The sequence below is a fragment of the Roseibium aquae genome (assembly GCF_008711285.1).
GTDB lineage: Bacteria > Pseudomonadota > Alphaproteobacteria > Rhizobiales > Stappiaceae > Roseibium > Roseibium aquae.
On record NZ_VXDC01000002.1, the window covers coordinates 87,981 to 112,624 of the forward strand.

Annotated in this window: 25 protein-coding genes; 14 read left to right on the plus strand and 11 right to left on the minus strand. The window is 58.6% G+C overall.

The features are described from left to right. Positions 1 to 75: 75 nt before the first annotated feature. Positions 76 to 363, minus strand: a complete 288-nt coding sequence (locus F0184_RS04060; RefSeq protein WP_150495179.1) for a GIY-YIG nuclease family protein — start codon at positions 361 to 363, stop codon at positions 76 to 78. Between the two features lie 215 nt (positions 364 to 578). After that, a complete protein-coding gene (locus tag F0184_RS04065; protein ID WP_150494831.1) occupies positions 579 to 2,858 on the minus strand; it encodes an NADP-dependent malic enzyme in 2,280 nt (759 codons plus the stop codon). 134 nt (positions 2,859 to 2,992) lie between these two features. Here F0184_RS04065 and mutS point away from each other — a divergent pair, with 134 nt between their 5' ends. Beyond that, the gene (mutS, locus tag F0184_RS04070; RefSeq protein WP_150494833.1) at positions 2,993 to 5,710 is read left to right on the plus strand and encodes a DNA mismatch repair protein MutS; all 2,718 of its coding nucleotides are present in this window, start codon (positions 2,993 to 2,995) and stop codon (positions 5,708 to 5,710) included. Between the two features lie 238 nt (positions 5,711 to 5,948). Continuing rightward, on the plus strand, positions 5,949 to 6,677 hold the full coding sequence (locus tag F0184_RS04075) for a hypothetical protein (RefSeq protein ID WP_150494835.1): 729 nt from the start codon (positions 5,949 to 5,951) through the stop codon (positions 6,675 to 6,677). Positions 6,678 to 6,947: 270 nt separating this feature from the next. Here F0184_RS04075 and F0184_RS04080 read toward each other — a convergent pair whose 3' ends face one another. Further along, positions 6,948 to 7,268 (minus strand): hypothetical protein, encoded by a 321-nt coding sequence (locus tag F0184_RS04080; protein WP_150494838.1) that lies wholly within the window; start codon positions 7,266 to 7,268, stop codon positions 6,948 to 6,950. 95 nt (positions 7,269 to 7,363) lie between these two features. Next, complete coding sequence (locus tag F0184_RS04085; protein ID WP_150494840.1) at positions 7,364 to 7,882, minus strand: DUF2244 domain-containing protein; 519 nt, start codon at positions 7,880 to 7,882, stop codon at positions 7,364 to 7,366. Positions 7,883 to 7,904: 22 nt separating this feature from the next. Between F0184_RS04085 and nth the strand changes: the two genes are divergently transcribed. After that, entirely contained in the window at positions 7,905 to 8,729 is an 825-nt protein-coding gene (gene nth / locus F0184_RS04090) for an endonuclease III (RefSeq protein WP_150494843.1), read from the plus strand. Beyond that, complete coding sequence (locus F0184_RS04095; RefSeq protein WP_172971985.1) at positions 8,726 to 9,289, plus strand: GNAT family N-acetyltransferase; 564 nt, start codon at positions 8,726 to 8,728, stop codon at positions 9,287 to 9,289. The genes nth and F0184_RS04095 overlap by 4 nt, the downstream gene beginning before the upstream one ends. A gap of 7 nt (positions 9,290 to 9,296) precedes the next feature. On the opposite strand, the gene irrA is transcribed toward F0184_RS04095, so the two are convergent. Continuing rightward, on the minus strand, positions 9,297 to 9,728 hold the full coding sequence (gene irrA, locus F0184_RS04100; RefSeq protein ID WP_150494848.1) for an iron response transcriptional regulator IrrA: 432 nt from the start codon (positions 9,726 to 9,728) through the stop codon (positions 9,297 to 9,299). Between the two features lie 344 nt (positions 9,729 to 10,072). Between irrA and fabA the strand changes: the two genes are divergently transcribed. The 3 genes from fabA to fabI all read left to right on the plus strand — a co-directional run bounded on the left by fabA (position 10,073) and on the right by fabI (position 12,751). Beyond that, positions 10,073 to 10,579, plus strand: a complete 507-nt coding sequence (fabA, locus tag F0184_RS04105; protein WP_150494850.1) for a 3-hydroxyacyl-[acyl-carrier-protein] dehydratase FabA — start codon at positions 10,073 to 10,075, stop codon at positions 10,577 to 10,579. Positions 10,580 to 10,701: 122 nt separating this feature from the next. Beyond that, the gene (fabB, locus tag F0184_RS04110; RefSeq protein ID WP_150494852.1) at positions 10,702 to 11,925 is read left to right on the plus strand and encodes a beta-ketoacyl-ACP synthase I; all 1,224 of its coding nucleotides are present in this window, start codon (positions 10,702 to 10,704) and stop codon (positions 11,923 to 11,925) included. 10 nt (positions 11,926 to 11,935) lie between these two features. After that, positions 11,936 to 12,751, plus strand: coding sequence for an enoyl-ACP reductase FabI (gene fabI, locus F0184_RS04115; protein ID WP_150494855.1), 816 nt, complete (start codon positions 11,936 to 11,938; stop codon positions 12,749 to 12,751). 145 nt (positions 12,752 to 12,896) lie between these two features. Here fabI and F0184_RS04120 read toward each other — a convergent pair whose 3' ends face one another. After that, positions 12,897 to 13,433 (minus strand): SH3 domain-containing protein, encoded by a 537-nt coding sequence (locus F0184_RS04120; RefSeq protein ID WP_150494857.1) that lies wholly within the window; start codon positions 13,431 to 13,433, stop codon positions 12,897 to 12,899. Positions 13,434 to 13,679: 246 nt separating this feature from the next. Between F0184_RS04120 and F0184_RS04125 the strand changes: the two genes are divergently transcribed. After that, positions 13,680 to 14,666: a 2-hydroxyacid dehydrogenase gene (locus F0184_RS04125; RefSeq protein WP_150494859.1), complete on the plus strand. Its 987-nt coding sequence runs from the start codon at positions 13,680 to 13,682 to the stop codon at positions 14,664 to 14,666. An 88-nt stretch (positions 14,667 to 14,754) separates the two neighbouring features. Here the strand turns inward: F0184_RS04125 and dnaQ are convergent, their stop codons facing one another. Then, positions 14,755 to 15,474 (minus strand): DNA polymerase III subunit epsilon, encoded by a 720-nt coding sequence (dnaQ, locus tag F0184_RS04130; protein WP_150494861.1) that lies wholly within the window; start codon positions 15,472 to 15,474, stop codon positions 14,755 to 14,757. 189 nt (positions 15,475 to 15,663) lie between these two features. On the opposite strand from dnaQ, the gene F0184_RS04135 reads away from it, so the two are divergent. Further along, complete coding sequence (locus F0184_RS04135) at positions 15,664 to 16,017, plus strand: hypothetical protein (RefSeq protein ID WP_150494863.1); 354 nt, start codon at positions 15,664 to 15,666, stop codon at positions 16,015 to 16,017. 8 nt (positions 16,018 to 16,025) lie between these two features. Here F0184_RS04135 and coaE read toward each other — a convergent pair whose 3' ends face one another. Genes coaE through F0184_RS04155 form a run of 4 tightly spaced genes read right to left on the minus strand, consistent with a single transcriptional unit; the run spans position 16,026 to position 18,920 of the window. Further along, positions 16,026 to 16,613, minus strand: coding sequence for a dephospho-CoA kinase (coaE, locus tag F0184_RS04140; protein WP_150494865.1), 588 nt, complete (start codon positions 16,611 to 16,613; stop codon positions 16,026 to 16,028). Further along, positions 16,610 to 17,455: a shikimate dehydrogenase gene (locus F0184_RS04145; protein ID WP_150494867.1), complete on the minus strand. Its 846-nt coding sequence runs from the start codon at positions 17,453 to 17,455 to the stop codon at positions 16,610 to 16,612. Before F0184_RS04145 ends, coaE begins: the two co-directional genes overlap by 4 nt. Continuing rightward, a complete protein-coding gene (locus tag F0184_RS04150) occupies positions 17,452 to 18,045 on the minus strand; it encodes a Maf-like protein (RefSeq protein ID WP_150494869.1) in 594 nt (197 codons plus the stop codon). Before F0184_RS04150 ends, F0184_RS04145 begins: the two co-directional genes overlap by 4 nt. A 26-nt stretch (positions 18,046 to 18,071) precedes the next feature. Further along, the gene (locus F0184_RS04155) at positions 18,072 to 18,920 is read right to left on the minus strand and encodes a pyruvate, water dikinase regulatory protein (protein ID WP_150494871.1); all 849 of its coding nucleotides are present in this window, start codon (positions 18,918 to 18,920) and stop codon (positions 18,072 to 18,074) included. Between the two features lie 430 nt (positions 18,921 to 19,350). Between F0184_RS04155 and hemE the strand changes: the two genes are divergently transcribed. The 5 genes from hemE (at position 19,351) to mnmE (ending at position 24,544) form a co-directional block, all read left to right on the plus strand. Then, positions 19,351 to 20,379, plus strand: a complete 1,029-nt coding sequence (hemE, locus tag F0184_RS04160; protein ID WP_150494873.1) for a uroporphyrinogen decarboxylase — start codon at positions 19,351 to 19,353, stop codon at positions 20,377 to 20,379. Positions 20,380 to 20,383: 4 nt separating this feature from the next. Further along, on the plus strand, positions 20,384 to 20,815 hold the full coding sequence (hemJ, locus tag F0184_RS04165) for a protoporphyrinogen oxidase HemJ (protein WP_150494875.1): 432 nt from the start codon (positions 20,384 to 20,386) through the stop codon (positions 20,813 to 20,815). Positions 20,816 to 21,085: 270 nt separating this feature from the next. Beyond that, positions 21,086 to 22,351, plus strand: coding sequence for a transcription termination factor Rho (gene rho, locus F0184_RS04170; protein WP_150494877.1), 1,266 nt, complete (start codon positions 21,086 to 21,088; stop codon positions 22,349 to 22,351). Positions 22,352 to 22,455: 104 nt separating this feature from the next. Next, on the plus strand, positions 22,456 to 23,022 hold the full coding sequence (locus F0184_RS04175; protein ID WP_150494879.1) for a GNAT family N-acetyltransferase: 567 nt from the start codon (positions 22,456 to 22,458) through the stop codon (positions 23,020 to 23,022). A gap of 163 nt (positions 23,023 to 23,185) precedes the next feature. After that, entirely contained in the window at positions 23,186 to 24,544 is a 1,359-nt protein-coding gene (gene mnmE, locus F0184_RS04180; RefSeq protein WP_150494881.1) for a tRNA uridine-5-carboxymethylaminomethyl(34) synthesis GTPase MnmE, read from the plus strand. The last annotated feature ends 100 nt before the right edge of the window (positions 24,545 to 24,644 follow it).

The following is a 24,644-nucleotide window of genomic DNA, read 5'->3' on the forward strand; positions in this document are numbered from 1 at the left end:
AGATCCGGGATCGGGATACCCCAATGCATGGGTTCTATGGAATGCGCCGACAAAATGATGATCAGATCAAACGTGTTATTTATTAAGGGTTGGATAAAGGTCGATCCAGTCAGGATTCAGTGCTTCGATCAACTCGAACTTCCATCTCCGACGCCACCTCTTGATTTGTTTTTCCCGCTGTATAGCCGCCGAGATTTCGGTATGATTTTCGTACCAGACTAGAAGTTTAGTGCCGTACTTTTCGGAAAAACCTTTGATCAGCCCTTCGCGATGCTCGTAAACCCGTCTAGCCAAGTCAGATGTGACGCCGGTGTAAAGCGTTTGATACGGGCGCGATGCCAATATGTAGACCCACGCAGGCAGCCGGACCGTCCTTTCTACCGCAGTTTCTCACTTCAAAATTGACACAAGATCCATTTCTCCACCGTCATCCCGGCCCTGAGCCGGGATCGGGTCGGCCTTCAGGGTCAACCGGAGCTGTCTCCGGGGTTCCCCGATCCCAGACCTCGGCTCGCCCCCCCTCGTCCCGGAAAGGTGCAGCGGAGAGCCACAAAGGGCAGCAGCCCTATGGGCTATTTCTAAGTCACATTATACGCGGCGATCGCAGCCATGTTGACGATCTCGGAATCCTTGGCGCCCATCGGCACAATCTGAACCGGCTTGTCGAGACCGACGAGAAGCGGGCCGATGACCGTCGAGCCGCCCAGTTCCTGCAGCATCTTGGTCGAGATCGAGGCCGAGTGAAACGCCGGCATGACAAGGATATTGGCCGGCCCCTTCAAACGGCAGAACGGGTACACTCCCATCTTGTCCATATTCAGCGCCACATCGGCGGCCATTTCGCCGTCATACTCAAAATCCACGCGGCGCCGGTCAAGAATACGCACGGCCTCTTGCACCTTTTCCGAGCGTTCGCCCTTGGGATGGCCGAAGGTGGAGTAGGCCAGCATGGCAACGCGCGGCTCGTAGCCAAGACGCCGCGCGACATGGGCCGCTTCCTCCGCGATATCGGCCAGTTCCTCTGCCGTCGGCATGTCGATCACGGCCGTGTCGGCAATCAGGACGGTGCGCCCGCGCGCCAGCGCCAGAGACACGCCAATCATGCGATGACCCGGCTTCACATCGAGGCATGACTGGACCGTATCGAGGGCAACCGAATAGTTCCGAGTCAGGCCCGTCACCATCGCGTCCGCATCGCCCCGGGCGACCATGATCGCACCCCAATAGTTCCGGTCGTTGTTGACCATGCGCTGACAGTCGCGCAGCAGGTAGCCCTTTCGTTGCAAGCGCGCATAAAGATAGGCGGCATAATCTGCATTTCGGTTGGAAACCCTGGCGTTCTGAATGCGGATGCCGGGCCGGTCGATCTCCACGCCCGCCTGCAGGGCCATCGATTTGATTTCGTCTTCCCGTCCGATCAGGATCGCCTCGCCCAGCCCCTGGTTGACGAAGCTGGCCGCTGCCCGGATCACCGGCTCCTCCTCGCCTTCGGCGAACACCACCCGCTTGGGCTGCTGGCGCACCTTGGAGAAGATCCGCTGCAGCGTTCCGGCCACGGGATCGCGGCGGGCGGACAGTTCGTGCTTGTAGGCCTCCATATCGACAATCGGCCGGCCCGCGACGCCACTGTCCATGGCCGCTTGTGCCACGGCAGGCGGGATGGCATGGATGAGCCTTGGATCAAAGGGCACGGGAATGATGTATTCCGGTCCGAATTTTGGCCGGGAGCCGCGATAGGCGGCGGCCACTTCATCGGGCACCTCTTCGCGGGCAAGCCGGGCAAGCGCCTCCGCGCAGGCCACCTTCATGGCATCATTGATAGTCGTTGCCCGCACATCCAATGCGCCACGGAAGATATAGGGGAAGCCGAGAACGTTGTTGACCTGGTTCGGATAGTCGGACCGGCCAGTCGCCACGATCGCATCGTCGCGGACCTCGTGAGCTTCCTCCGGCGTGATTTCCGGATCCGGATTGGCCATCGCGAAAATAATCGGGTTGGGCGCCATTGCCCGCAGCATGTCCTGGGTCAGCGCTCCCTTGACCGATACACCGAAGAAGACATCCGCGCCCTTCATGGCATCATAGAGCGTCCGGTTGCCGGTTTCGATCGCGTGGCCCGACTTCCACTGGTTCATGCCTTCTTCGCGGCCCTTGTAGATCACACCCTTGGTGTCGCAAAGCGTCACGTTTTCATGCGAAACACCCATGGCCTTGATCAGCTCGATACAGGCGATGCCCGCGGCCCCGGCCCCATTGCAAACCACCTTGGTCGTTTTCATGTCGCGGCCGGTCAGGTGAAGCGCATTGATCAGTCCCGCCGCCGCGATGATCGCTGTCCCGTGCTGATCGTCATGAAAGACAGGAATGTCCATCAGTTCGCGAAGGCGCTGTTCGATGATGAAGCAATCCGGCGCCTTGATATCCTCCAGATTGATACCGCCGAAGGATGGTCCCAGATACCTCACCGCATTGATGAATTCGTCCACATCTTGCGTATCGACTTCGAGATCGATGGAATCCACATCCGCAAACCGCTTGAACAGGACAGCCTTGCCCTCCATCACCGGCTTGGAGGCCAGCGCGCCCAGATTGCCAAGACCCAGAATGGCTGTTCCGTTTGAAATCACCGCCACGAGATTGCCGCGCGTGGTGTAATCGAACGCCCGGCTCGGGTCTTCGGCAATAGCCCGCACCGGAACCGCGACGCCAGGCGAATAGGCGAGCGACAGATCCCGTTGTGTTGCCATGGGCTTGGTCGGCGAGATCTCCAGTTTGCCGGGCCGGCCTTCCTGATGAAAGTTCAGGGCCTCCTGGTCGGTGAAGCTGATGGCGGTCTTGGGCGACTCTTTCCTGGACATGACTTGGGTGTTTCCTCGGTTGGGCTGTATCCGGCAGGCGGGTTTCAGACCTTATCCCCCGAAAACTGGCCGCTCAAGGCATGATCGCCTCCGGGAAATGTGAAAGCGGCAAAAGGGTTTGCTACTTTCGCACCATGTCACAGGCGAGCGTCAAAGAAGGTCCGTCGGCAGACGCGAAAGTCACGCCGATGATGGCCCAGTATATCGAGATCAAGACGGCCAATCCGGACAGTCTGTTGTTCTACCGGATGGGAGATTTTTACGAGCTGTTTTTCGAGGATGCGGAAGTCGCGTCCCGTGCGCTGGGCATTACCCTAACCAAGCGCGGCAAACATCAGGGCGAAGATATCCCGATGTGCGGTGTGCCGGTTCATGCCGCCGACGACTACCTGCAAAAACTGATCAGCCTGGGCTTTCGTGTCTCGGTCTGCGAGCAGACCGAAGATCCGGCGGAAGCGAAAAAGCGGGGCTCCAAATCGGTGGTTCGGCGGGATGTGGTGCGCCTCGTCACACCCGGCACCTTGACCGAGGAGCGGCTGCTGGATGCGGGCGCGAACAATTTTCTCGCCGCCCTGACGCGCATCAAGACCGGATCGTCGGAAGAGGATGCGATTTACGGGCTCGCCTGGGTCGATATGTCCACTGGCGGTTTTCATGTCGCGGAGACGGATCATGCCCGGCTCGCCGCCGATCTTGCCCAGATCGCCCCCCGCGAACTGATCCTTCCCGACCTGCTGTTGCAGGAACCGGTCATCCGCGGCATCGCCGAACAGGGGGGCGCTGCCCTTTCACCGGTCCCGCGTGCCTTTTTCGACAGTTCGACCGCCGCCGACCGGTTGGCGCATTACTTTGGCGTCAAGACCCTTGACGGATTTGGAACCTTCTCGCGCGCGGAACTGTCCGCCGCGGCCGGCATTCTTGACTATATCGAAAAAACCCAGCTCGGCGAACGCCCGCCGCTCGATCCGCCCAGCCGCGAGGCGGGGGCCGGGCGCATGCTCATCGATCCGGCCACCCGCGCCAATCTGGAGCTGGTCCGCACCCTGTCGGGCGAAAAACAGGGCAGTCTGCTGGCCACCATAGACCGAACGGTCACCGGAAGCGGGGCCCGGCTGCTCGCGAGCCGGCTTGCAGGACCGCTGGTAAACCCCGATGTGATCGCCCAGCGTCTGGATGCGGTCGCCTTCTTTGCCGACAACGACCTGATACGCGAGAACGTCCGTCAGACCTTGAAAAGCGCACCTGACATGGCGCGGGCGCTCTCGCGCATCGCGCTTCAACGCGGTGGCCCGCGCGATATTCTGGCGATCGCACAGGGGCTGGCCGCCGCGCAGACCGTCTTGATGCAGACAGGTGCCCAGGACGCCCATCCCGCCGAGATCGCCGCTGCCCGCTCTAGCCTCGCCCAAGCCCCGCACGAGCTTGCCAAGGAGCTGATCCGGGCCCTCAGGCAGGATCCGCCGCTACTCAAGCGCGACGGTGGCTTTGTCGCCGAAGGTTATGACCCCAACCTCGATGAATTGCGCGCGCTGCGCGACGAAAGCCGGAAGGTGATCGCCCGGCTGCAAGCCGACTATGCGGAAGAGCTGGGCCTTCGCTCGCTGAAGATCAAACACAACAACGTGCTCGGGTGGTTCATCGAAACGCCGACCGCCCAGGCGGACAAGCTGAAAGACAACCCCAACCGCTTCATTCATCGCCAGACCATGGCGGGGGCGATGCGCTTCACGACGACGGAGCTGGCGGATCTGGAATCAAAGATTGCCAGCGCCGGGGAACGGGCGATGGCCATCGAAATGGAGATATTCGACAAGCTGGCGGAGGCCATTGTGTCGAGCGGCGACCTGATCAAGGCGGCCGCCCGGGGCCTGAGCATCCTTGATGTCTCGTCCGCCCTCGCCAAGCTCGCCCAGGAGGAGGGATACATCCGGCCTGTCGTGGACATGAGCTGTGCCTTTGACATCAAAGGCGGCCGTCACCCCGTGGTCGAAAAGGCGCTGAAAACCGGGGGCGGTGAGAGCTTCGTCGCCAATGACGCCGACCTCGGACCAGAAGGAGAGGGGGACACCGGGCGCATCTGGCTGATCACCGGGCCGAACATGGCCGGCAAATCGACCTTTTTGCGCCAGAACGCGTTGTTCGCCGTCCTTGCCCAGATGGGCTCATTCGTGCCCGCCGCATCGGCTCATATCGGCGTGGTCGACCGGCTGTTCTCCCGGGTCGGAGCGGCGGACGACCTGGCAAGAGGCCGGTCCACCTTCATGGTCGAAATGGTGGAAACGGCCGCGATCCTCAATCAGGCGGGGGACCGCTCGCTGGTGATCCTGGATGAGATCGGACGGGGAACGGCCACTTTCGACGGACTGTCCATTGCCTGGGCAACCATCGAACACCTGCATGAGGTCAACCGGTCCCGCGCCCTGTTCGCCACGCATTACCATGAACTGACCGCGCTGAGCCAAAAGCTCGACCGCCTGTCGAATGCGACCGTCTCGGTCAAGGAATGGAACGGCGAGGTGATCTTCCTGCATGAGATCGTGCCGGGCGCGGCAGACCGGTCCTACGGCATCCAGGTGGCCAAGCTCGCCGGCTTGCCGGCCCGTGTGGTGGAGCGCTCCAAACAGGTGCTGAGCCAGCTGGAGGAGCAGGACCGGCAAAACCCGGCGCAAAGCCTGATCGACGAGCTGCCGCTTTTTGCCGCCCTCACACCTGCAAGCCCCGCCGCTTCAGGTCCTTCCGCAACCGATCCTCTCGTGGAGCATCTCGACGGCATCAACCCGGACGACATGACCCCCCGCGAAGCCCTTGAGGCCCTTTATGCGCTCAAGGCAGAGCGGGCCAAGCGGCTGTAGACTGCAAAAACCCCAACAACCGTTCGCCGCCTGAAGGGTGTGCGCCCTCTTTTGCGCGGCAATCAATGAACCAGACCTGGTCCCGGGTCTTCGCCCGGGATGACCTTGTTTTGAAAGTGGTTCTTTTGCTGAAAGGCACCGGGGCGGGCGCTTACCCTTCAAACGCATTTTCCCGATTAGGTTGCAGAATCAGAAAAAACATGCGTTTTGGCCCAAGCCGACGCAAGACGGAGTAACCATGCCCGCAACCAGCTTCTTCAAACGGCGCATCGTGCCTGTGTTGCTCTACCTGATTGTGTTCGGTGTTACCGCCTGGACTCTCTGGTCTTGGTTCGCACCGACCGCCCATGTGCGCTACCGGCTGGACGTGACGCTAGAGGTGGACGGTGCGCCGGTGACCGGCAGCGTCGTGCAGGAAATGACGATTAGCAGCACGCCGATCGATCTTCTGCCGGACGCGGGTCAGGTTTCCCGCAACGTCCGGGGCCAGGCGCTGGCGCTGGATCTGCCCGGGCGCGGCACGCTGTTCGTGGCCATGACCCGCTACTGCACCGGAACGACCGAGTGGGGACAGTGCAAGGGCGACTATGGCTATCTCGTGGACCAGGCCTGCGGCATCAAGCGGGAACAGCCGAATTTCGCGGTCTATGTACGGCGGTTCAAGCGGCTCGACGGCTCATGTCCGCTCACAGCGGACCAATTGCCTGTGATAGTCCGGTTTGACGATGAGAACGATCAGTCTTCGGTGCACGTTGTGCGGCCAGAGCATTTGGCGGCGGCCTTTGGGGCCGGTGTCCGCTTCATCAACGCCAGCGTCACGTTCACAGGCGCACCGCTGACAACCGGGCTCCGGACGCGTCTTCCCTGGCTCGCAAAAGACCCTCCTCCTTCTTATTCAGTGATGATCGAGGACGCGGACGGCTCGCAGCGTCCTTTTGTTCCGCAATTCTACTTTGAAAGGATTTGACGATGGCACTCAGGCCCGAAGATTTGGACTACGCCCTTCTTTCGATGGACGCCTATAACCGCGGCGACAGTCCTTCCATGGACGTTCCTAGTCAGCCGTATACCGTAGCCGACAGGAGCGATCCTTCGGATTCCCGAAATTACAGCTTCTCTGCCACCGCGTAGCGCATCGGGTGGTTTGGCAGACCCGCGTAACACGCGGCCACTCAAGAATCGATCAGTCTTTGGCGTGAAATCGGTTCAGATGAAACGCCCGCTGATCTTGGGCCCTTCAGCCGGTGTGCCGGTTTTTGACCTTCTGGACTTCCGCCATCATATCGGTGAAATCGTCGATTGCCTTGCGGTCGGCCGCGCTGAGTGTGTCCGAATCCAGTTTCCGGACCACAACCTCCAGCGCTTCGCTGATCCGGCCGATCTGCCGGCCGTAGCTGCCGACATCTTCCAAAATTGCCTGCTCGACCGCCGGATTGCGCGATTTTCCCAAGTTGATGTTGATCAGGCCGAACTGGCCGCCAAACATCTGGACCATGCTGGTCCAGGGATTGATGGTCTGGGCGACGTCTCCGGACAGGGGCAATTTGAACATGGGCATGGCTTGGACCTCGCGCTTGACAATGGAGCGCCATATTAAACCGCGTCTTCTTGTTGCGATGCAACCTCGCGCTGCTGTCAGACGGCAAGGCCGGTTCAAATGCCGCCCGACTTGGCGACGGACAAGGCGTTCGCCATGGCCCCGGCGAAGCTCGTGCGATCCTCCGGGTTCAGGAAAGCGCCGAGATCCACGCTCTGGCCGCGATTTGTCAGGGCGATCTTGGTCACGCCCTCGTCCTCGATCCGCTCGATCGACAACCGCACCCACATCGGATTGAAGCGGAACTCCTGGTGCCGTTTACCCGGACCCACTTTCCGGATGACAATCTCCGTGCGGGAAACGACAACTTCCTCATACGCTTTGGCGGAGCGGTAGTTCAGGCGGAACGCAAGATAGATCAGCAGCATATCGAGGCCGAAAAACCCGAAGACCGGCCACGCACCGATGCTGAGAAACAAAATCCCGGCCACGAAGGAAATCAGGCCGAGGCACACCATCAGAACGACAAACCCATTGGGACCCAACGACCGGTAGGGTGTCAGGACGGCTGAAAAAAAGGGGGCGTCGAGATCCTGTCGTCCAGACTGGCCGCGTTTCGGATTGTCCTCACTCATGCCCTGCGATTATAGAGAGGGCATGTCAGAAGCAAAGACCAAACCCCGCAGAAAACGGGCCGCCCCTTCTTCCAAGCCGGCAAAGCCGGCAAAGCGCGCGCCCTCGGTCGACAACCCAGGCAAGGTGCTGAAGCGTTCCAGGTACTCGCGTTCGGAGACCTACGACATCTTCCGCCGGTTCCATGCAGACAACCCGGAACCGGAAGGCGAACTCGACTACACCAATGCCTACACCCTGTTGGTGGCGGTCCTTCTGTCTGCTCAAGCGACGGATGTCGGGGTCAACCGCGCGACCAAAAACTTGTTTCGCATGGCCGACACACCGCAAAAAATGCTGGCGCTGGGAGAAGACAGGGTGCGGGAGGAGATCCGGACCATCGGCTTGTTCAAGACGAAAGCCAGAAACGTCATCTTGATGTCAGAGCAGCTCATTCGGGACCATGGCGGCGAGGTTCCGGAGGACCGCGAGGCACTGGAGAAACTTCCCGGTGTCGGCCGGAAAACCGCCAATGTCGTCCTGAATATCTTTTTCGGGCATCCGACGATAGCGGTCGATACCCATCTGTTCCGGCTCGCCAACCGCATCGGCATCGCGCCGGGAAAAACGCCGCTGGATGTCGAGAAGGCCCTGGAAAAAGCCGTTCCGCGGGAATTCGGGCAACATGCCCATCATTGGCTCATCCTGCATGGCCGGTACATCTGCAAAGCGCGCAAGCCGGAATGCAAGCGCTGCGTGATCTATGATCTGTGCCGCAGCCCTGAACGGGAAAAGCTGGACGCAATCCCCGACATTGCCCTGCGCACTGCCCAGCGCATTTCCGACGGCGAGGCGCTGTCTGCATCGTGAGCCGGCCTCAACAGGATCCATCACCGACCTCAAGGCTCCGGTTCCGAAGACCCGCGGCATCGGATGCCCCGTTCATCCTGCAACTGATGAATGAGCCGGGTTACCACCGGTTCATCGGCGATCGCGGAATTGGCTCGATCGCCGACGCGGAAGCCTTCATCCAGGACCGGATGCTGTCCACGTTCCGCCAAAACGGTTTCGGAATGTGGCTCATGAACCTAAAGCCGGAGGGGACGCCCGTCGGCATTTGCGGTTTGAACAAGCGGAACGGGCTTCTCGCGCCGGATCTGGGCTACGCCCTCGTATCCAGCTTTGAAGGACAGGGATTCGCACGGGAGGCGGTGGGCGCCATCGTCGACCACGGGTTCTCAACCCTTGGGCTTCCCCGCATCCTGGCGGTCACGCTGCCGGACAACAGTAAATCCGTTCGTCTTCTGACAAGCGCGGGTTTCAGCTTCAGGAAGATCATTCGCAAGTCACCGGACGGGCAACCTGTCGCGCTTTATGATGTGAGTCTGAAGCGGATCAACCGTCTCTTGAGCGAAAATACGGCCGGTTGAGGTCAGATCACGCCTTTGGACGGACCCGCACGATCACATCGACGCGAACGACTTCCATCCCCGCCGGCGCCTTGGGAACCGAACCGATGCCGACGCCTTCCCCGGGAATGTCGACCACCTTGTTCTCACCTTCGATAAAAAAGTGATGGTGATCCGAGGTGTTGGTATCGAAATAGGTTTTGGTCCCGTCAATCGCGACTTCGCGCAACAGGCCAGCCTGGGTAAATTGGTGAAGGGTATTGTAAACGGTCGCCAAAGAGACCGGAACCTTTGCGCCCACGGCCTCTTCATGCAGAAGCTCGGCAGAAATGTGCCGATCTCCCTTTGAAAACAGCAATTCAGCCAGGGAGACGCGCTGACGGGTTGGCCGCAGTCCGGCCTGCCGAAGCATGTCGGAGACATCAGTACATCTGTAATGTACCGCTGCATTTTCGGTCATATCTGGCCTTCTCCGTAATCTTCGCCTGGCAACTGAAAGCTACATCCGCAACACATATCCGGTGTTTTCGTCAGGAAATCCGGCATGGTTGACGCGTCCAGCGTTCCCATTACTGCCATTTCTTGGGGCTAAAATGCAAGTTTTTCATTGCACAAATCCAATGTGGCGCGATGTCACAATTCACCCGGCAAGGTACCGCCTCGAAATCGCGCAAGCCACTTCACCTTTGCGGAACCTTTCGAAGCGATTGCCTGTGTGTTAGGAAAGCGCCCTATTCGTCCTATACAAGAACTGGCCCAGAAGCGTGGACTCGACCGATTGGGCCAAAGACAAACGGATCATGAATGACCGAGCGGCGCTCCAGCTACGACTATGAAGACTTGCTCGCCTGCGGCCGCGGCGAGCTGTTTGGCCAAGGCAACGCGCAGTTGCCCCTCCCGCCAATGTTGATGTTCGACCGGATCACCGAGATCTCCGAAACCGGTGGCGAGTTCGACAAAGGCTTCATTCGAGCGGAATTCGATATCAAACCCGATCTCTGGTTCTTCCCCTGCCACTTTCAGGGAAACCCGATCATGCCGGGCTGTCTCGGGCTCGATGCCTTGTGGCAGCTGACCGGTTTTCACCTCGGCTGGCAAGGTCTGCCCGGCAAGGGGATGGCCCTGTCCACCGGCGAGGTGAAATTCAAGGGAATGGTCACACCAGCCACCAAGCTGGTTGAGTATGGCGTCGATTTCAAACGGATCATGAAGGGCCGCCTCGTGCTGGGCATCGCGGATGGCTGGCTGAAGGCGGACGGCGAACAAATATACAAGGCAACGGATCTGCGCGTCGGCCTCTCAACCGCCTGACGCGGCCAGCAAAACCGGACACCTCCGCCGGCGCTGCGCGTGAAGCCAGCACCGGCCGGTACGTTATTAAGGGCTTGGCGCTTTTGCCAAAAGCCGAGCCGTTGAAAAATTAGGAGACCGCAATGAGGCGGGTTGTCATCACAGGATTGGGGATTGTGTCCTCGATTGGCTCAAACGCTGAGGAAGTCCTCACGAGCCTGAAGGAAGGAAAGTCGGGGATCGAGTTCGCGCCGGACTATCAGGAACATGGGTTTCGCAGCCAGGTGCATGGCATGCCCCATGTCAACATCCCGGAGCTGATCGACAAGCGGCAACTCCGCTTCATGGGCGATGGCGCGGCCTATAATTTCATATCGATGCAACAGGCCATCGCTGACAGCGGTCTTGAAGACAGCGATGTGTCCAATCCCCGGACGGGCCTCATCATGGGGTCCGGCGGTCCATCGACCAAAAACCTTTTCCAGGCCCATCAAATCGTTCTGGAAAAAGGCTCGCCCAAGCGGATGGGACCATTCATGGTCACCCGCGGTATGAGCTCGACCAATTCGGCCTGCCTTGCCACCCCCTTCAAGATCAAGGGGATCAACTACTCGATCACCTCCGCCTGCTCGACCTCCGCGCATTGTATCGGAGCCGCTGCGGAGCAGATCCAGTGGGGCAAGCAGGATATCGTATTCGCCGGCGGCGGCGAGGAGCTGGATTGGACGTTGTCCTGCCTGTTCGACGCCATGGGCGCCATGTCCTCGAAGTATAACGACACACCGCAAACCGCCTCGCGCGCCTATGACGCCAACCGGGACGGGTTCGTCATCGCCGGCGGCGGCGGCGTGGTTGTTCTGGAAGAGCTCGAGCACGCCAAGGCGCGCGGCGCCAAGATCTACGCGGAAATAACCGGTTATGCCGCCAATTCGGATGGCTACGACATGGTGGCTCCGTCCGGCGAAGGCGGTGAACGCTGCATGCGGCTGGCGATCGAGAACCTGGGCGACCGGAAGGTGAACTATATCAACACCCACGGCACCTCGACCCCGGTCGGCGACGTCGGGGAGATCGAGGCGATCCGCCGGGTGTTCGGCGACGATCAGCCCGTGGCCTCGTCGACCAAATCGCTGACCGGTCACAGTCTGGGCGCGACGGGCGTTCAGGAAGCGATCTATTGCCTGCTGATGCTTCAGAACGACTTCGTGACCGCGTCGGCCAACATCCAAGAGCTCGATCCCGCTCTGCACAAAGACGAGATCGCCACAACCCGCATCGACAATGCCGGACTGGATACCGTTCTTTCCAACAGCTTCGGCTTTGGCGGCACGAATGCCTCCCTGGTCCTGTCGCGATACCTAGGCTGAGGAGATCTTCATGTCCGGTTTAATGAAAGGCAAGCGCGGTCTCGTCATGGGGGTCGCCAACGACCACTCGATTGCCTGGGGCATCGCCAAAACACTGGCAGACCACGGGGCGGACCTCGCCTTCACCTATCAGGGCGAAGCCTTCGGGCGGCGCACGAAGCCTCTGGCCGATTCGGTTGGATCCAAAATCCTGCTGCCTTGCGATGTCGAGGATATTTCCTCCGTCGATGCGGTGTTCGAGACACTGCAGGAGGAATGGGGAAGCATTGATTTTCTCGTGCATGCCATCGCCTTTTCCGACAAGTCAGAACTGCGCGGAAAATACGCTGACACGTCACGGGAAAACTTCATCCGCACGATGGTGATCTCGTGTTTCTCGTTCACCGAAATCGCAAAGCGGGCGGCCGAACTGATGACCAATGGCGGATCCATGGTCACCTTGACCTATGGCGGATCTACCCGCGTGATGCCGAACTACAACGTGATGGGTGTCGCCAAGGCCGCGCTGGAAAGCTCGGTCCGCTATCTCGCCGTCGACTACGGCCATCGCAACATCCGCGTGAACGCCCTTTCGGCAGGCCCGGTGAGAACACTTGCGGGGTCCGGTGTCTCGGACGCTCGCCTGATGTTCAATTATCAGAAGCGCAATGCCCCGCTTGGCCGGACGGTATCACTGGACGAAATCGGGGGAACCGGGCTTTACCTCCTATCGGATTTGTCCGGCGGTGTGACCGGTGAAGTTCATTTCGTCGATAGCGGCTACAACATCATTTCCATGCCGCATCTGGACGAATTGAAAGTGCAGGAACGCGCAAAAGCGGACTAAGGAAGTTTGAACAGGCGAGGCGCAAAAGCCCGGTTTCGGGCCGCCCCGCCGTTCAGCCCGGCGGTCCATAGGAAGCTTTTTTGCGGATGCGCAGAAGCCTTTGGAAACCAAAGGCCTGTTTTGACAGCCTGTGCGTCTTTTGTGGCTAATCGACCAATTCGTCCGGATACACTCCGAACAACCGGGTTTGATCCATCCAGCCATCGAAATTGTCGCCATTGACCCGGCACCAACCACCCGCGCATTCGCTCACGCTGACAAGAACGAAAGGCTCAAGTTCAGCAACGATTTGGGCATCGGATCGCGAGCGCGCCCGCAGCGGTGTCCGCACGCCTTCTTCCCAGGGTGTGACCAGCGCGGTGCGCCGGCCGGACAGCAACGAGTGGAAAACCCATCCCTCATTTCCTTCCCAGTCCCGAATCCGGCGCCAATTATCGAATTCCTGGATGATTTCCACCGGCAAGCCGGCCTTGACGAATGTCCAGACAATGTCGTGGGCGCGCTCCGGCCCGTTCCGGACGTTCACCCGATCAGATTTGAGGCTCACAAAGCGGGGAAGGGGCAATCCGCTGGGGCCCGTCTCTGAGGTCTGCGCATGCGGCACCGCTGGAAAGGCCAAAAAAGCGGCAAGACAAAGAATACCCCAAAACCGTTTCACCCTCGAAAAACTCCATCCTGGCATGTTAATCATGTGTCCAACTGTTCTTGCGGCGGTTTGTCTGGCATCACCCATATAGAGCCCTTTCATCAAGTGCCAGCATGCCCGTTGCGGCCCGGGATGACCAGAGACCGTTGATCGAGCGTCCACTTGTTTCTGCCGTCTCATCTGCTAAGGAAAAGACCTTGGGAAACGTTGCGCTTATCGGCTAGCGCCGTTTGGAGGAAGGGCTGACTCGTCAGCTTGCACAGGAAGCACAAGGCGTAAAGCATGGTCAAGAAAAAGCCTGTTGTCGTGGTGACCCGGAAACTGCCGGACGTGGTTGAAACACGCATGCGGGAGTTGTTCGAGACACGGCTTAATGAGTCCGACCGGCCTTTCAGCCAAGCCGAACTGGTGGAAGCTGTGAAGACCGCCGACGTGTTGGTTCCGACCGTCACCGACCGTGTGGACGCCTCGGTCCTGTCTCAAGCCGGTGAGCGCCTGAAACTCATCGCGAATTTCGGAAATGGCGTCGACAATATCGACGTGGTGACAGCAAACAACCGCGGCATCAACGTAACCAACACGCCGGGGGTTCTGACCGAAGACACCGCCGACATGACGATGGCGCTCATGCTTGGCGTTCCACGGCGCCTCGCCGCGGGCATCAAGGCCCTGGAACATGGCGAATGGGCGGGCTGGTCGCCAACCTGGATGCTCGGCCACAGGATCTGGGGCAAGCGGCTCGGAATTGTCGGCATGGGCCGGATTGGCCAGGCTGTAGCCCGCAGAGCTAAAGCCTTTGGCATGTCCATCCACTATCACAACCGGCGCCGGGTCGCCCCGGAAACGGAAGAGCAACTGGAAGCCACCTATTGGGAAAGCCTGGACCAGATGCTGGCCCGCATGGACGTCGTGTCCATCCACTGTCCGCACACGCCAGGCACGTTCCATCTTCTGTCCGCCCGCAGATTGAAGCTGATGAAGCCGGAAGCCTATGTGGTGAACACGGCCCGGGGCGAGGTGATCGACGAAAACGCCCTGATCCGCATGCTGGAAGCCGGAGAACTCGCCGGTGCCGGCCTGGATGTGTTCGAACACGAACCGGCCGTTAATCCGAAACTCGTCAAACTCGAGAACGTGGTCCTGCTGCCGCATATGGGATCCGCCACGATGGAGGGCCGGATCGAGATGGGCGAAAAAGTCATCATCAATATCAAGACATTCATGGACGGCCACCGGCCGCCGGACAGGGTTCTTCCTTCGATGCTCTGAACAAGAGTATCGATATCGTGCCCGGCGTCACGACAATGTTCGTTCCTGGGATCCGCCTTCAAATCGCCGGCGGTCCGGGCGGATCAGGCTAGAGGCCGTATTTTTTCCAGATCGCATCATCGCCCATTCCAGCGATGAAGGCGGCATGCGCCTTTGCCTCCGCCTCGCTGATGAGGCAGCGAAGCGGGGTGGGGCGGGATTTGGCATTGAACTTCAACAGGACACCTGGCTCAAGCTCGGCGCTGGACCCGGTTTCTCCAGCTTCCTCCGTCTCCATGACCAGACCGAGCGCTGTCTGACGGCCCCCGATCAGTTCAAGATAGACTTCCGCCAGGATTTCGGCATCGAGCAGGGCGCCGTGTTTCACCCGCCTGGAGTTGTCGATGTTGTAGCGCGAGCAGAGCGCGTCGAGCGAGTTAGGCCCGGTCGGATGTTTGCGCCGTGCCAAAGCGAGGGTGTCGATGACCTGACTGTCGGGAATGATCGGCCGGCCAGCCCGCTCCAGCTCCATGTTGATGAAGCCCATATCGAAAGCCGCATTGTGAATGACCAGCGTTCCATCACCAACGAATGCGAGAAACTCGTCCACGACTTCGGCGAATTTTGGCTTGTCGGAGAGAAACTCCTCGGACAAGCCATGCACGCGGAAGGCTTCTTCCGGCATATCCCGTTCCGGGTTAATGTAAAGATGGCAGATGTTTCCGGTCGGTATGTGATTGATCAGCTCCACGCCGCCGATTTCGACCAGGCGGTCTCCCCCACGCGGATTAAGACCCGTCGTTTCAGTATCGAAGGAAATCTCTCGCATTGTCCGACCCGTTCACAAAGATGAGGCCACTCTGCCCCATAGAGAGCCGGGTGCAAGGGATAGAACCCCTTTTCCCCGATCTTCGCGCAGCTCAAATCGAAGGCCAACAGTTGAGACGTGCTCCGTCGTCTTGTGACCCTTCGAAATGACAGGCATCATTCATCTCTATTTCGGGTGGAGATTTTGACGATGCGATCATTTTCGATGTTTGGTGTTTTTGCGGTTCTTGCCATCGTGAACGAGCCAGCTCCGGTCGCCGGAGCCGAAACACATGAGGGCACCTGCTCGCTGATTTCCGGGAACACACTCGTTGTGGAGCCATGCTCTATCAGGGTCTCCGCGAACGCGTTCTCCGCGACCTATGTTCTGGAATGGAAAAGCGGACACAAGACAATCATGAAGCTGCATAGTGATGGAAACACCGTCAACGGCGAACCGGCTTTGCAAGTTCGAGCTCCGGCGGATGTAATGGCGAAGTCCGAATGTTTCGAGCAAACCACCTACCGTGACATCTATTGTAGCTTCATTCCCGGGATCCAGTAGACCTCTTGTCAAGGCAGGGGAGCCAACGCCCGCAAGACCGCAACAACGGACCGGCGCGCAGCTTCGATGCCATGGCCCGTGTCGATCACGAAATGCGCACGGCGCCGTTTCTCCGCGTCCGGCATCTGACGCGCCCGGATGCTCTCAAACCGGTCTTCGTTCATACCGGGACGGGCCAATACGCGGGCTTTCTGGATGTCGGCCGCGGCGCTGACCACCACGACGACATCGACCCGCGCTTCACCGCCGGTTTCCAGCAAGAGGGGGATATCAAGAAGGACCGCACGGCGACGGCCAGCAGCCGCGCGCGCCAGAAAAGCGCGTTCCTCCTCGCGAACCATGGGATGAACAATGGCTTCAAGCCGTTTCAAAGCCTCGTGTTTGCCCAAAACATAAGGTGACAACTTGGAGCGATTAACGATCCCGTTCTCGACGGTACCGGGGAAGGCGGCCTCGATCAAAGGGGCCGCACGGCCGGCATAAAGACAATGGACGGTCGCGTCGGCATCGTGCGCAGGTACACCCTGGTCGGCAAACAGCTTGGCGGTGGTCGACTTGCCCATGCCGATCGAACCGGTCAGGCCGATCTTGATCACGGCGCATCCCCCAGATCCCGTAAAACCAGGGCGCGCAAGTCGCTGTCTACTTCAGGCCGCATGCCGAACCATTTCTCAAATCCAGGCGCGGCCTGATGGAGAAGCATACCCAGCCCATCGACCGTCGGGTTCCCGCGCGCTTTGGCCTGTTTCAGAAGATTGGTCTCCAGCGGGGCGTACACGATGTCGGTGACCAGTGCATGATTTGGCAACCGCCCCAGATCGATTTCAAGCGCCGGTTTTCCCTGCATTCCAAGCGCCGTCGTGTTCACCAGAAGATCGGCTTGTCCAAGAATTTCCCACAATCTGTCCCAGGGAACGGCTTTCGTACCGGAACCAAAATGCTCCGATATTAGCTGGGCCTTTTCAAAGGTCCGGTTGACGATATGCACATCTGTGAATTTCCGTTGCAAAAGCGCCCATACGATTGCACGGGCTGCGCCCCCAGCACCAAGAACCACAGCGGTTTTCCGGTTTTCATCCCAACCCGGCGACCATTGGTCCAGGTTTCCCAGAAAGCCGAGCCCATCGGTATTCGCACCGCACAGACGGCCGTTGTTATCCAGCCAAAGCGTGTTCGCCGCGCCCATCGCCTGAGCCGCCTGATCGAGTTCATCACAGGCCTTGGCCGCGATTTCCTTGTGCGGCACCGTTACATTGCAGCCGACAAGTCCGGAACTCCTGAACTGGGAATAAAACCGTTCCGCATCCTCGGGAGGTACGGCGCAAGGGATATAGGATCCCTCCAAACCATGCTTTTCCAGCCAGTATCCGTGAATGAGGGGAGACCGGGAGTGAGCGACGGGCCACCCGGTTACGGCTGCTTTCGGACCAGCAGTCATCGTTCCAACATTCCCTGATTTCGCAGTTCTTCAAGTAGAGGCAGAAGCGGCAGACCGAGAATGGTGAAATAGTCCCCGTCGATTTTCTCGAACAACTGAATGCCGAGGCCCTCCAGTTGGTAGGCACCAACACTGGAGAGCACCGCATCGCCTGCCGCCGCCAGATAATGACCCACGAATTGCGGGGAATAGGAACGCATGGTCAGCCGGGCAACGGAGACATGGCGCCAGATCGTTTCTCCATCCTTGGCAAGGACCACGGCGGACAGAAGTTCGTGGGACTTGCCCGAAAACTCGAGAAGCTGGCGGCGGGCGGCAGGCATATCGTCCGGTTTGGTCCGGCGGCCCCCTTCGAAGGCAAGGATCTGATCCGCTCCGATGACCAGATCATGCGGCCGGCGGGCACTGACATCCTGCGCTTTCGCTTCGGCGAGGATCGCTGCCAGATCTTCAGGCGGAAATCCCGCCTTCAGCAGTGGGTCTTCGATTGCCCGCTCATCGACCTGAGCAGGGTCGGTTTCAAATGCAAGACCGGCATTCGCGAGCAGTTCAGCGCGGATCCGGCTCCCGCTTGCAAGGACAAGTGACATCGGGGAGATTCCGATCGATTGGAGATTTAGGCTTGGCTTTCCATAGGGCTACGCGCTTTGAAGGCCTTGTACAAGGTCAGGATCTCTGCAGCCGTTTCCTCGACCGACCGCCGGGTGACGTCGATCAGTGGCCATCCGAACTCGGAGCACAGACGCCTTGTCATGGTGATTTCCGATGCAATTTCCTTCCGGTCCACATAGGTGTCCGTATACCCATCGGAATTCAGGGACAAAACCCGGTTCCGGCGGATCTGCTGAATGCGTTCGACAGATGCGATCAATCCGACAATCAAAGGCTTCTTCAGCGCCTTCACATGGGGCGACAATTCGATGCCGGGCACCAGTGGCACGTTGGCAGCCTTGATGCCGCGGTTCGCAAGATAAATGCAGGTCGGTGTCTTGGATGTCCGCGAAATTCCCACGAGGACAATATCGGCGGTCTCCAGGTCGTTCCAGTCCTGACCATCGTCGTGCATCATGGTGTAGTTCAGCGCTTCCATGCGTTTGAAATACTCAGCATCCAGTTCGTGCTGCCCTCCGACCCGGGGTGTTTGCGCGACATTGAGATACGACTGAAATACCGCGAACACGGGATCGAGGATATTGACCGCAGGGACCCCCACATTGCGGCATTTGGCCTCCAAGCGGCCTGCGACCTCCGGATCGACAAGGGTGTAAAGCACGATCCCGGGCGCCGCCTCGATTTCACTGATCACCCGGTCCAGCTGCTTTTGCGTGCGAACCAGCGGATAGACGTGTTCGATCGACTGAACGTTGTCGTATTGCACGGTGGCTGCGCGCGAAACGGTCATCAGTGTTTCGCCGGTTGAATCGGACACCAGATGGAGATGAAAATAGTGTTTCGAGTTTCGCACGGTGTCATCCCCAGGCCTGTTGATGATTTGGGTCTAACGATCTCACCGGCCCGTTGGAGGCGGAATTTATGCCCACTTGGCCAAATTTATGAACAGATCGTAAACGCGTGAACAGCTTCCCCGAAACGGTTCGGAACTGGTGTGGATTAACATAGCCGATGGAATTAATCGACAGGTTCTCCACTGAGGTCAAAATCGTTAACGGAAGGTTAACAACTCCATAAACTATTGCAGATAGGTGCTTTTGCGGGTTATCGACTCTTGGGGATGATAACTTGTCCAGAAAATAGGTAGAGTTTTCAGATCTGGAATTTGATCGTCGCCGTGTGTGGATAAGGAAGGATCCTTGTAATCCACGCACAATAAGAAAAAACAGATTCAAATATAGAATCTTGTTTTAAGAGGGATTGGTGAGAAAGGGATCGTCTGTATGAAATCTCAAGATCGGGCGGTGATGAGAGTGTTGGCCGGAGAAAAGATATGGCCACCCCCCATATGGATGATGCGTCAAGCTGGCAGGTATCTGCCGGAATACCGGGAAACCCGCAAAAAGGCCTCGAACTTCCTTGAGTTCTGCTATTCACCCGATCTGGCGACAGAGGTGACCCTCCAGCCGATCCGCCGGTATGGCTTTGACGCGAGTATCCTTTTTTCGGACATTTTCGTGGTGCCGGATGCCATCGGGTATCCGGTGTGGTTTGAAGAAGGACGAGGACCGGTTCTCAAACCGCTGACCAGGGATCTGGTGGCCGGGCTGGATCAGGATCGAGCAGAGAAACACCTTGAACCGGTGATCGAGACCGTTGGGCGCTTACGCCGGGAACTGCCGGATGAGACCACGTTGTTGGGGTTCTGTGGCGCTCCGTGGACTGTTGCGTGCTACTCGGTCGCCGGACATACGACCCAGGATCAGGTGGCCGCCCGCGTTGGCGCCTATCGCGATCCGGAGTTGATGCAGGCCTTTGTCGAAGCACTCGTGACAGCTTCGATCCGCTATCTGGTGCGGCAATTGGATGCCGGGGCGGACGCCGTCCAGATCTTTGATACCTGGGCAGGTGTGCTCGACGATGCCGGGTTCCGCAAATGGTCCATTCAACCCACAAGGGCGATTGTCGAAGGTGTCCGTGCCCAGCGACCGCAGGCCAAGATCATCGGGTTTCCAAAAGCGTCCTCGGCGCGGATGAAAGCCTATGTCGATGGCACGGGTGTGGATGCTGTCGGGTTCGATTGGACCGCTCCGGATGAACTGGCGCTGGAAATCCAGAAGAAGGTCCCGGTCCAGGGGAATCTGGATCCCATGCGGTTGGTTGCCGGCGGCCCGGCCCTTGACGAGGGGATCGACCATATCCTGTCGACTTTCAAGGAGGGTCCGTTCATATTCAATCTTGGACACGGCGTGACGCCGGACGCGGATCCCGAAAATGTCGCCCGGATGGTCGAACGGGTGAAAAGGGGGTAGCGGTTTGGATAATCTTTATCTCTGGATCAAAGCGATCCATGTGATTTCGATCATCGCCTGGATGGCCGCCATTCTCTATCTGCCGCGGTTGTTCGTTTATCATGTTGCCGCACCGGTTGGTTCGGATCAGTCGGAAACCTTCAAGGTGATGGAACGGCGCTTGCTAAAGGCCATCATGACTCCGGCGATGATCTCATCGTGGATTTTCGGGCTTTGGGCGGCATTTGAAATCGGAGCGTTCAGCCAGGGCTGGTTTCACGCCAAGCTTTTGCTGGTCGTTCTGATGTCTGCTGCTCACGGTTATCTGGCTGTATGCGTAAAAAAATTCGCCCGTGATGAAAATACAAAATCGGGCAAATTCTATCGGATCTTGAACGAAGTTCCGACGTTGTTCATGGTTCTGATCGTGATTCTTGTGATCGTTCAGCCGTTCTGACGAGACTTGGATTCCGATGATACAATGATGCCGCAGCCGGTGACCGGTTGCGGCGTTTTTTGGAATACATTGCAGACTTGCGGAATTCTTTAAAAGAGCTTATTGTCCGCTCGACTCCAACAACGTGGCCGTGGTTCCGAAAGTCATTTCGGTGTGCCCAGTCTAATCCAGACGATTTGGCAGTTCCCTCAGTTCCCTTCTGACGCGCGTATTCGGTTCGGCTCAGAAGCCCTCTCCTAGAACACAATCTGTAGAAATGATCCCAGTTTGATGCGGGAAATGAAACTTAAAGATCTCAAAGAGAAAACGCCGACAGAGCTCTTGCAGGTTGCTGAAGAGCTTGACGTCGAAAACGCCAGCACGATGCGCAAACAGGAACTCATGTTTGCCATTCTCAAAAATCTGGCCGCCCAGGACGTGGATATCATCGGCGAAGGTGTCGTCGAGGTGTTGCAGGACGGATTTGGCTTCCTGCGGTCGCCGGACGCCAACTACCTTCCGGGGCCGGACGATATCTATGTGTCCCCCTCCCAGATCCGGCGCTTTTCCTTGCGCACGGGGGATACGGTCGAAGGTCAGATCCGCAGTCCGAAAGACGGTGAGCGGTATTTTGCCCTTCTGAAGGTCAATACCATCAATTTCGAGGACCCGGACAAGGCGCGCCACAAGGTTCATTTCGACAACCTGACCCCGCTTTATCCAGATGAGCGTTTCCGGATGGAAATCGAAGATCCCACCCGCAAGGACCTGTCCTCGCGGGTGATCGATCTTGTGGCTCCCCTGGGGAAGGGACAGCGTGGATTGATCACCGCGCCACCCAGGACCGGCAAGACCGTGTTCCTTCAGAACATCGCGCAGTCGATCACCACAAATCATCCGGAATGCTACCTCATCGTTCTGTTGATCGATGAAAGGCCGGAAGAGGTCACCGACATGCAGCGGACGGTTGATGGCGAGGTGGTCTCCTCGACATTCGATGAACCGGCTGCCCGTCACGTTCAGGTGGCCGAAATGGTTATCGAAAAAGCCAAGCGGCTGGTCGAACATGGCCGTGATGTCGTGATCCTGCTGGATTCGATCACGCGTCTCGGCCGTGCCTACAACACGGTTGTCCCATCCTCGGGCAAGGTGTTGACCGGCGGTGTCGACGCCAATGCGTTGCAGCGGCCAAAGCGCTTCTTCGGCGCGGCGCGGAATATCGAGGAAGGCGGTTCCCTGACCATCATCGCAACCGCATTGATCGATACCGGGAGCCGTATGGACGAAGTTATCTTCGAGGAATTCAAGGGGACCGGTAACTCGGAAATCATTCTTGATCGGAAGATATCCGACAAGAGGGTCTACCCCGCGATCGATATCCAAAGGTCCGGGACCCGGAAGGAAGAGCTTCTTGTGCCGGCGGAACGTCTCAAAAAGACATTCGTCCTGCGCCGCATTCTCAATCCGATGGGGACAGTGGACGCTATCGAGTTCCTGCTCGACAAGTTGAAGCAGACCAAATCCAATGACGAGTTCTTCGATAGCATGAACACCTGATTGGATTCGGACCCGAATTGGTGTGACAAAGGCGCGGGCGCAACCCCGCGCCTTTTTGCATGAGATGGTTCACGTGAATCCAATTGAATCGGAGGCAAAACAAAATGGGCGGTCCCAGCTTTGAAACCGATCGATTGGTCATCCGCCCCTGGCGTGAAGACGATCTCGATCCGTTTTGCGAAATGTGTAGCGATCCTCAGGTGATGCGGTTCTTTCCCAATGTTCTGTCCCGCGATCAAACCAAAGCTCTTATTGATATGGCGCTTGTGAAGACGGATCGCGATGGGTTTTGTTTCTCGCCTATCGATACCAAGGAAGGTGGAGAGTTCCTGGGGTTCGTGGGTTTGAGCATCCCAGATTATGCCAACCGGTTGCATTTCGGTCCTTGTGTCGAAGTGGGGTGGCGCTTGAAACCGGCCGCATGGGGCAAGGGATATGCGACTGAGGCTGGCGGGGCCTGGATTCGATTCGGCTTCGATACGCTTGGACTGGACGAGATCGTATCGTTCACGGCGCGGCAGAACAAACCGTCGATCGCGGTGATGGAGCGGCTGGGGATGGTGCGGTCCAATGCTGATGATTTCCAGCATCCCTTGGTTCCTGAGACTCACGCGCTGTCCTGGCATGTGTTGTATAGAAGGGCGCGGAAAACACCGTCCGGATTCACGTGAAACAGGGGATAGAGGGAGGAACCCGATCCGATGCCCGTCCGATCAACGAGGGTGAATGACATCACTCTCCCCGGTCGACGCCTGGTCTATCAACATTCCATATCCCGTATCGGTCTCGTGGCCGATCATGTGAAACATCAAGTCAGCATCTGAACAACACATCATGACCGATACAATCTTCGCCTTATCGAGCGGTGCTGTCCCTTCGGGCGTGGCCGTGATCCGTCTGTCTGGTCCGCGAACGTTGACTGTCGTCAAGGAGATGTGCGGCGATGTGCCCCCGGCGCGGCGGGCCTGTCTGCGATTGTTAAAGGATCCCCAGAGCGGCACCATTCTCGACGAGGTTCTGGTTCTCGTGTTTGAGGGGCCCGCCAGTTTCACCGGCGAAGATGTTGCCGAGTTCCATTGTCACGGCGGCCGGGCCGTTGTCGCGGCCGTTCTTGAGACCCTGTCCGACCGGACCGGATGCCGTCCAGCCGAGCCCGGAGAGTTTACCAGGCGGGCCTTTGAAAAAGGCCGTCTCGATCTGACCGAAGTCGAAGGTCTTGCCGATCTGATTGCGGCGGAAACCGAACAGCAAAGACGACAGGCTCTGCGGCAGATGGGCGGAGCGTTGGGCATCCTCTATGAAGGCTGGAGAGCCCGGCTGATCCACATGCGGGCAATGATCGAAGCCGAGTTCGATTTTGCCGATGAAGAAGATGTCCCAGGAAGCGTTGCCGATCTCGTGTGGGGGGAGGCTGCAGAGCTTGCCGGTGAAATTGAATCGCATCTGAAACAATCCAAAAGCGGGGAGCGGCTCAGAAACGGTCTTCAGGTTGTTTTGATGGGGGCTCCCAATGCCGGGAAATCAAGTCTCCTGAACGCTCTTGCCGGGCGGGATGTGGCGATTGTAACGGAAGAGGCGGGGACCACCCGGGACGTGATTGAGGTTCATCTGGATTTGGGCGGATATCCCGTCACCCTTGCGGACACCGCCGGTTTACGGGAAACGGAAGGCCGCGTCGAACAGGAGGGGATCCGGCGCGCGCGGGCGCGCGGCCTGTCCGCCGATCTGATCCTCTGGGCCCGGGAGGCGGGTGGGCCCGAATGTTCCGATCCGGCGACTGGAGTGGGCGCTGAGATCCTGGATCGGGTTCCGGTCTGGACGATCGCCACCAAACAGGATCTGTCTCCAATCGACCGGCTGGACGCAAACGGGGCCAATCCTGGGTCTCGGGTTGTTCCGTGTTCGGTGGAGACCGAGGCCGGGATCCAGCCCCTTCTGGCCGCCTTGACCGAATTTGCCCAGGACAGGATTTCGGTGGGCGAAGCGCCGCTTGCCACGCGGGCCAGGCATCGGCACTACCTTCAAGAGGCAGTTGAGGCATTGAGCACGGCGTGCCTGCAGTCTCATTTGCCCATGGAATTGCGGGCGGAGGATCTGCGACAGGCAGCCGACGCTCTGGGGAGGATTACGGGACGGATCGATGTGGAGGATTTGCTGGATGTGATCTTCCGGGAGTTTTGCATCGGGAAATAGGCTGGCGAAACGGTGTGATGTTTCACGTGAATCAGCCTGAACAAAGCTTCGATTCAGGATCGAAACGTGTTTCACGTGAATCATTTCGGATAAGGATTGG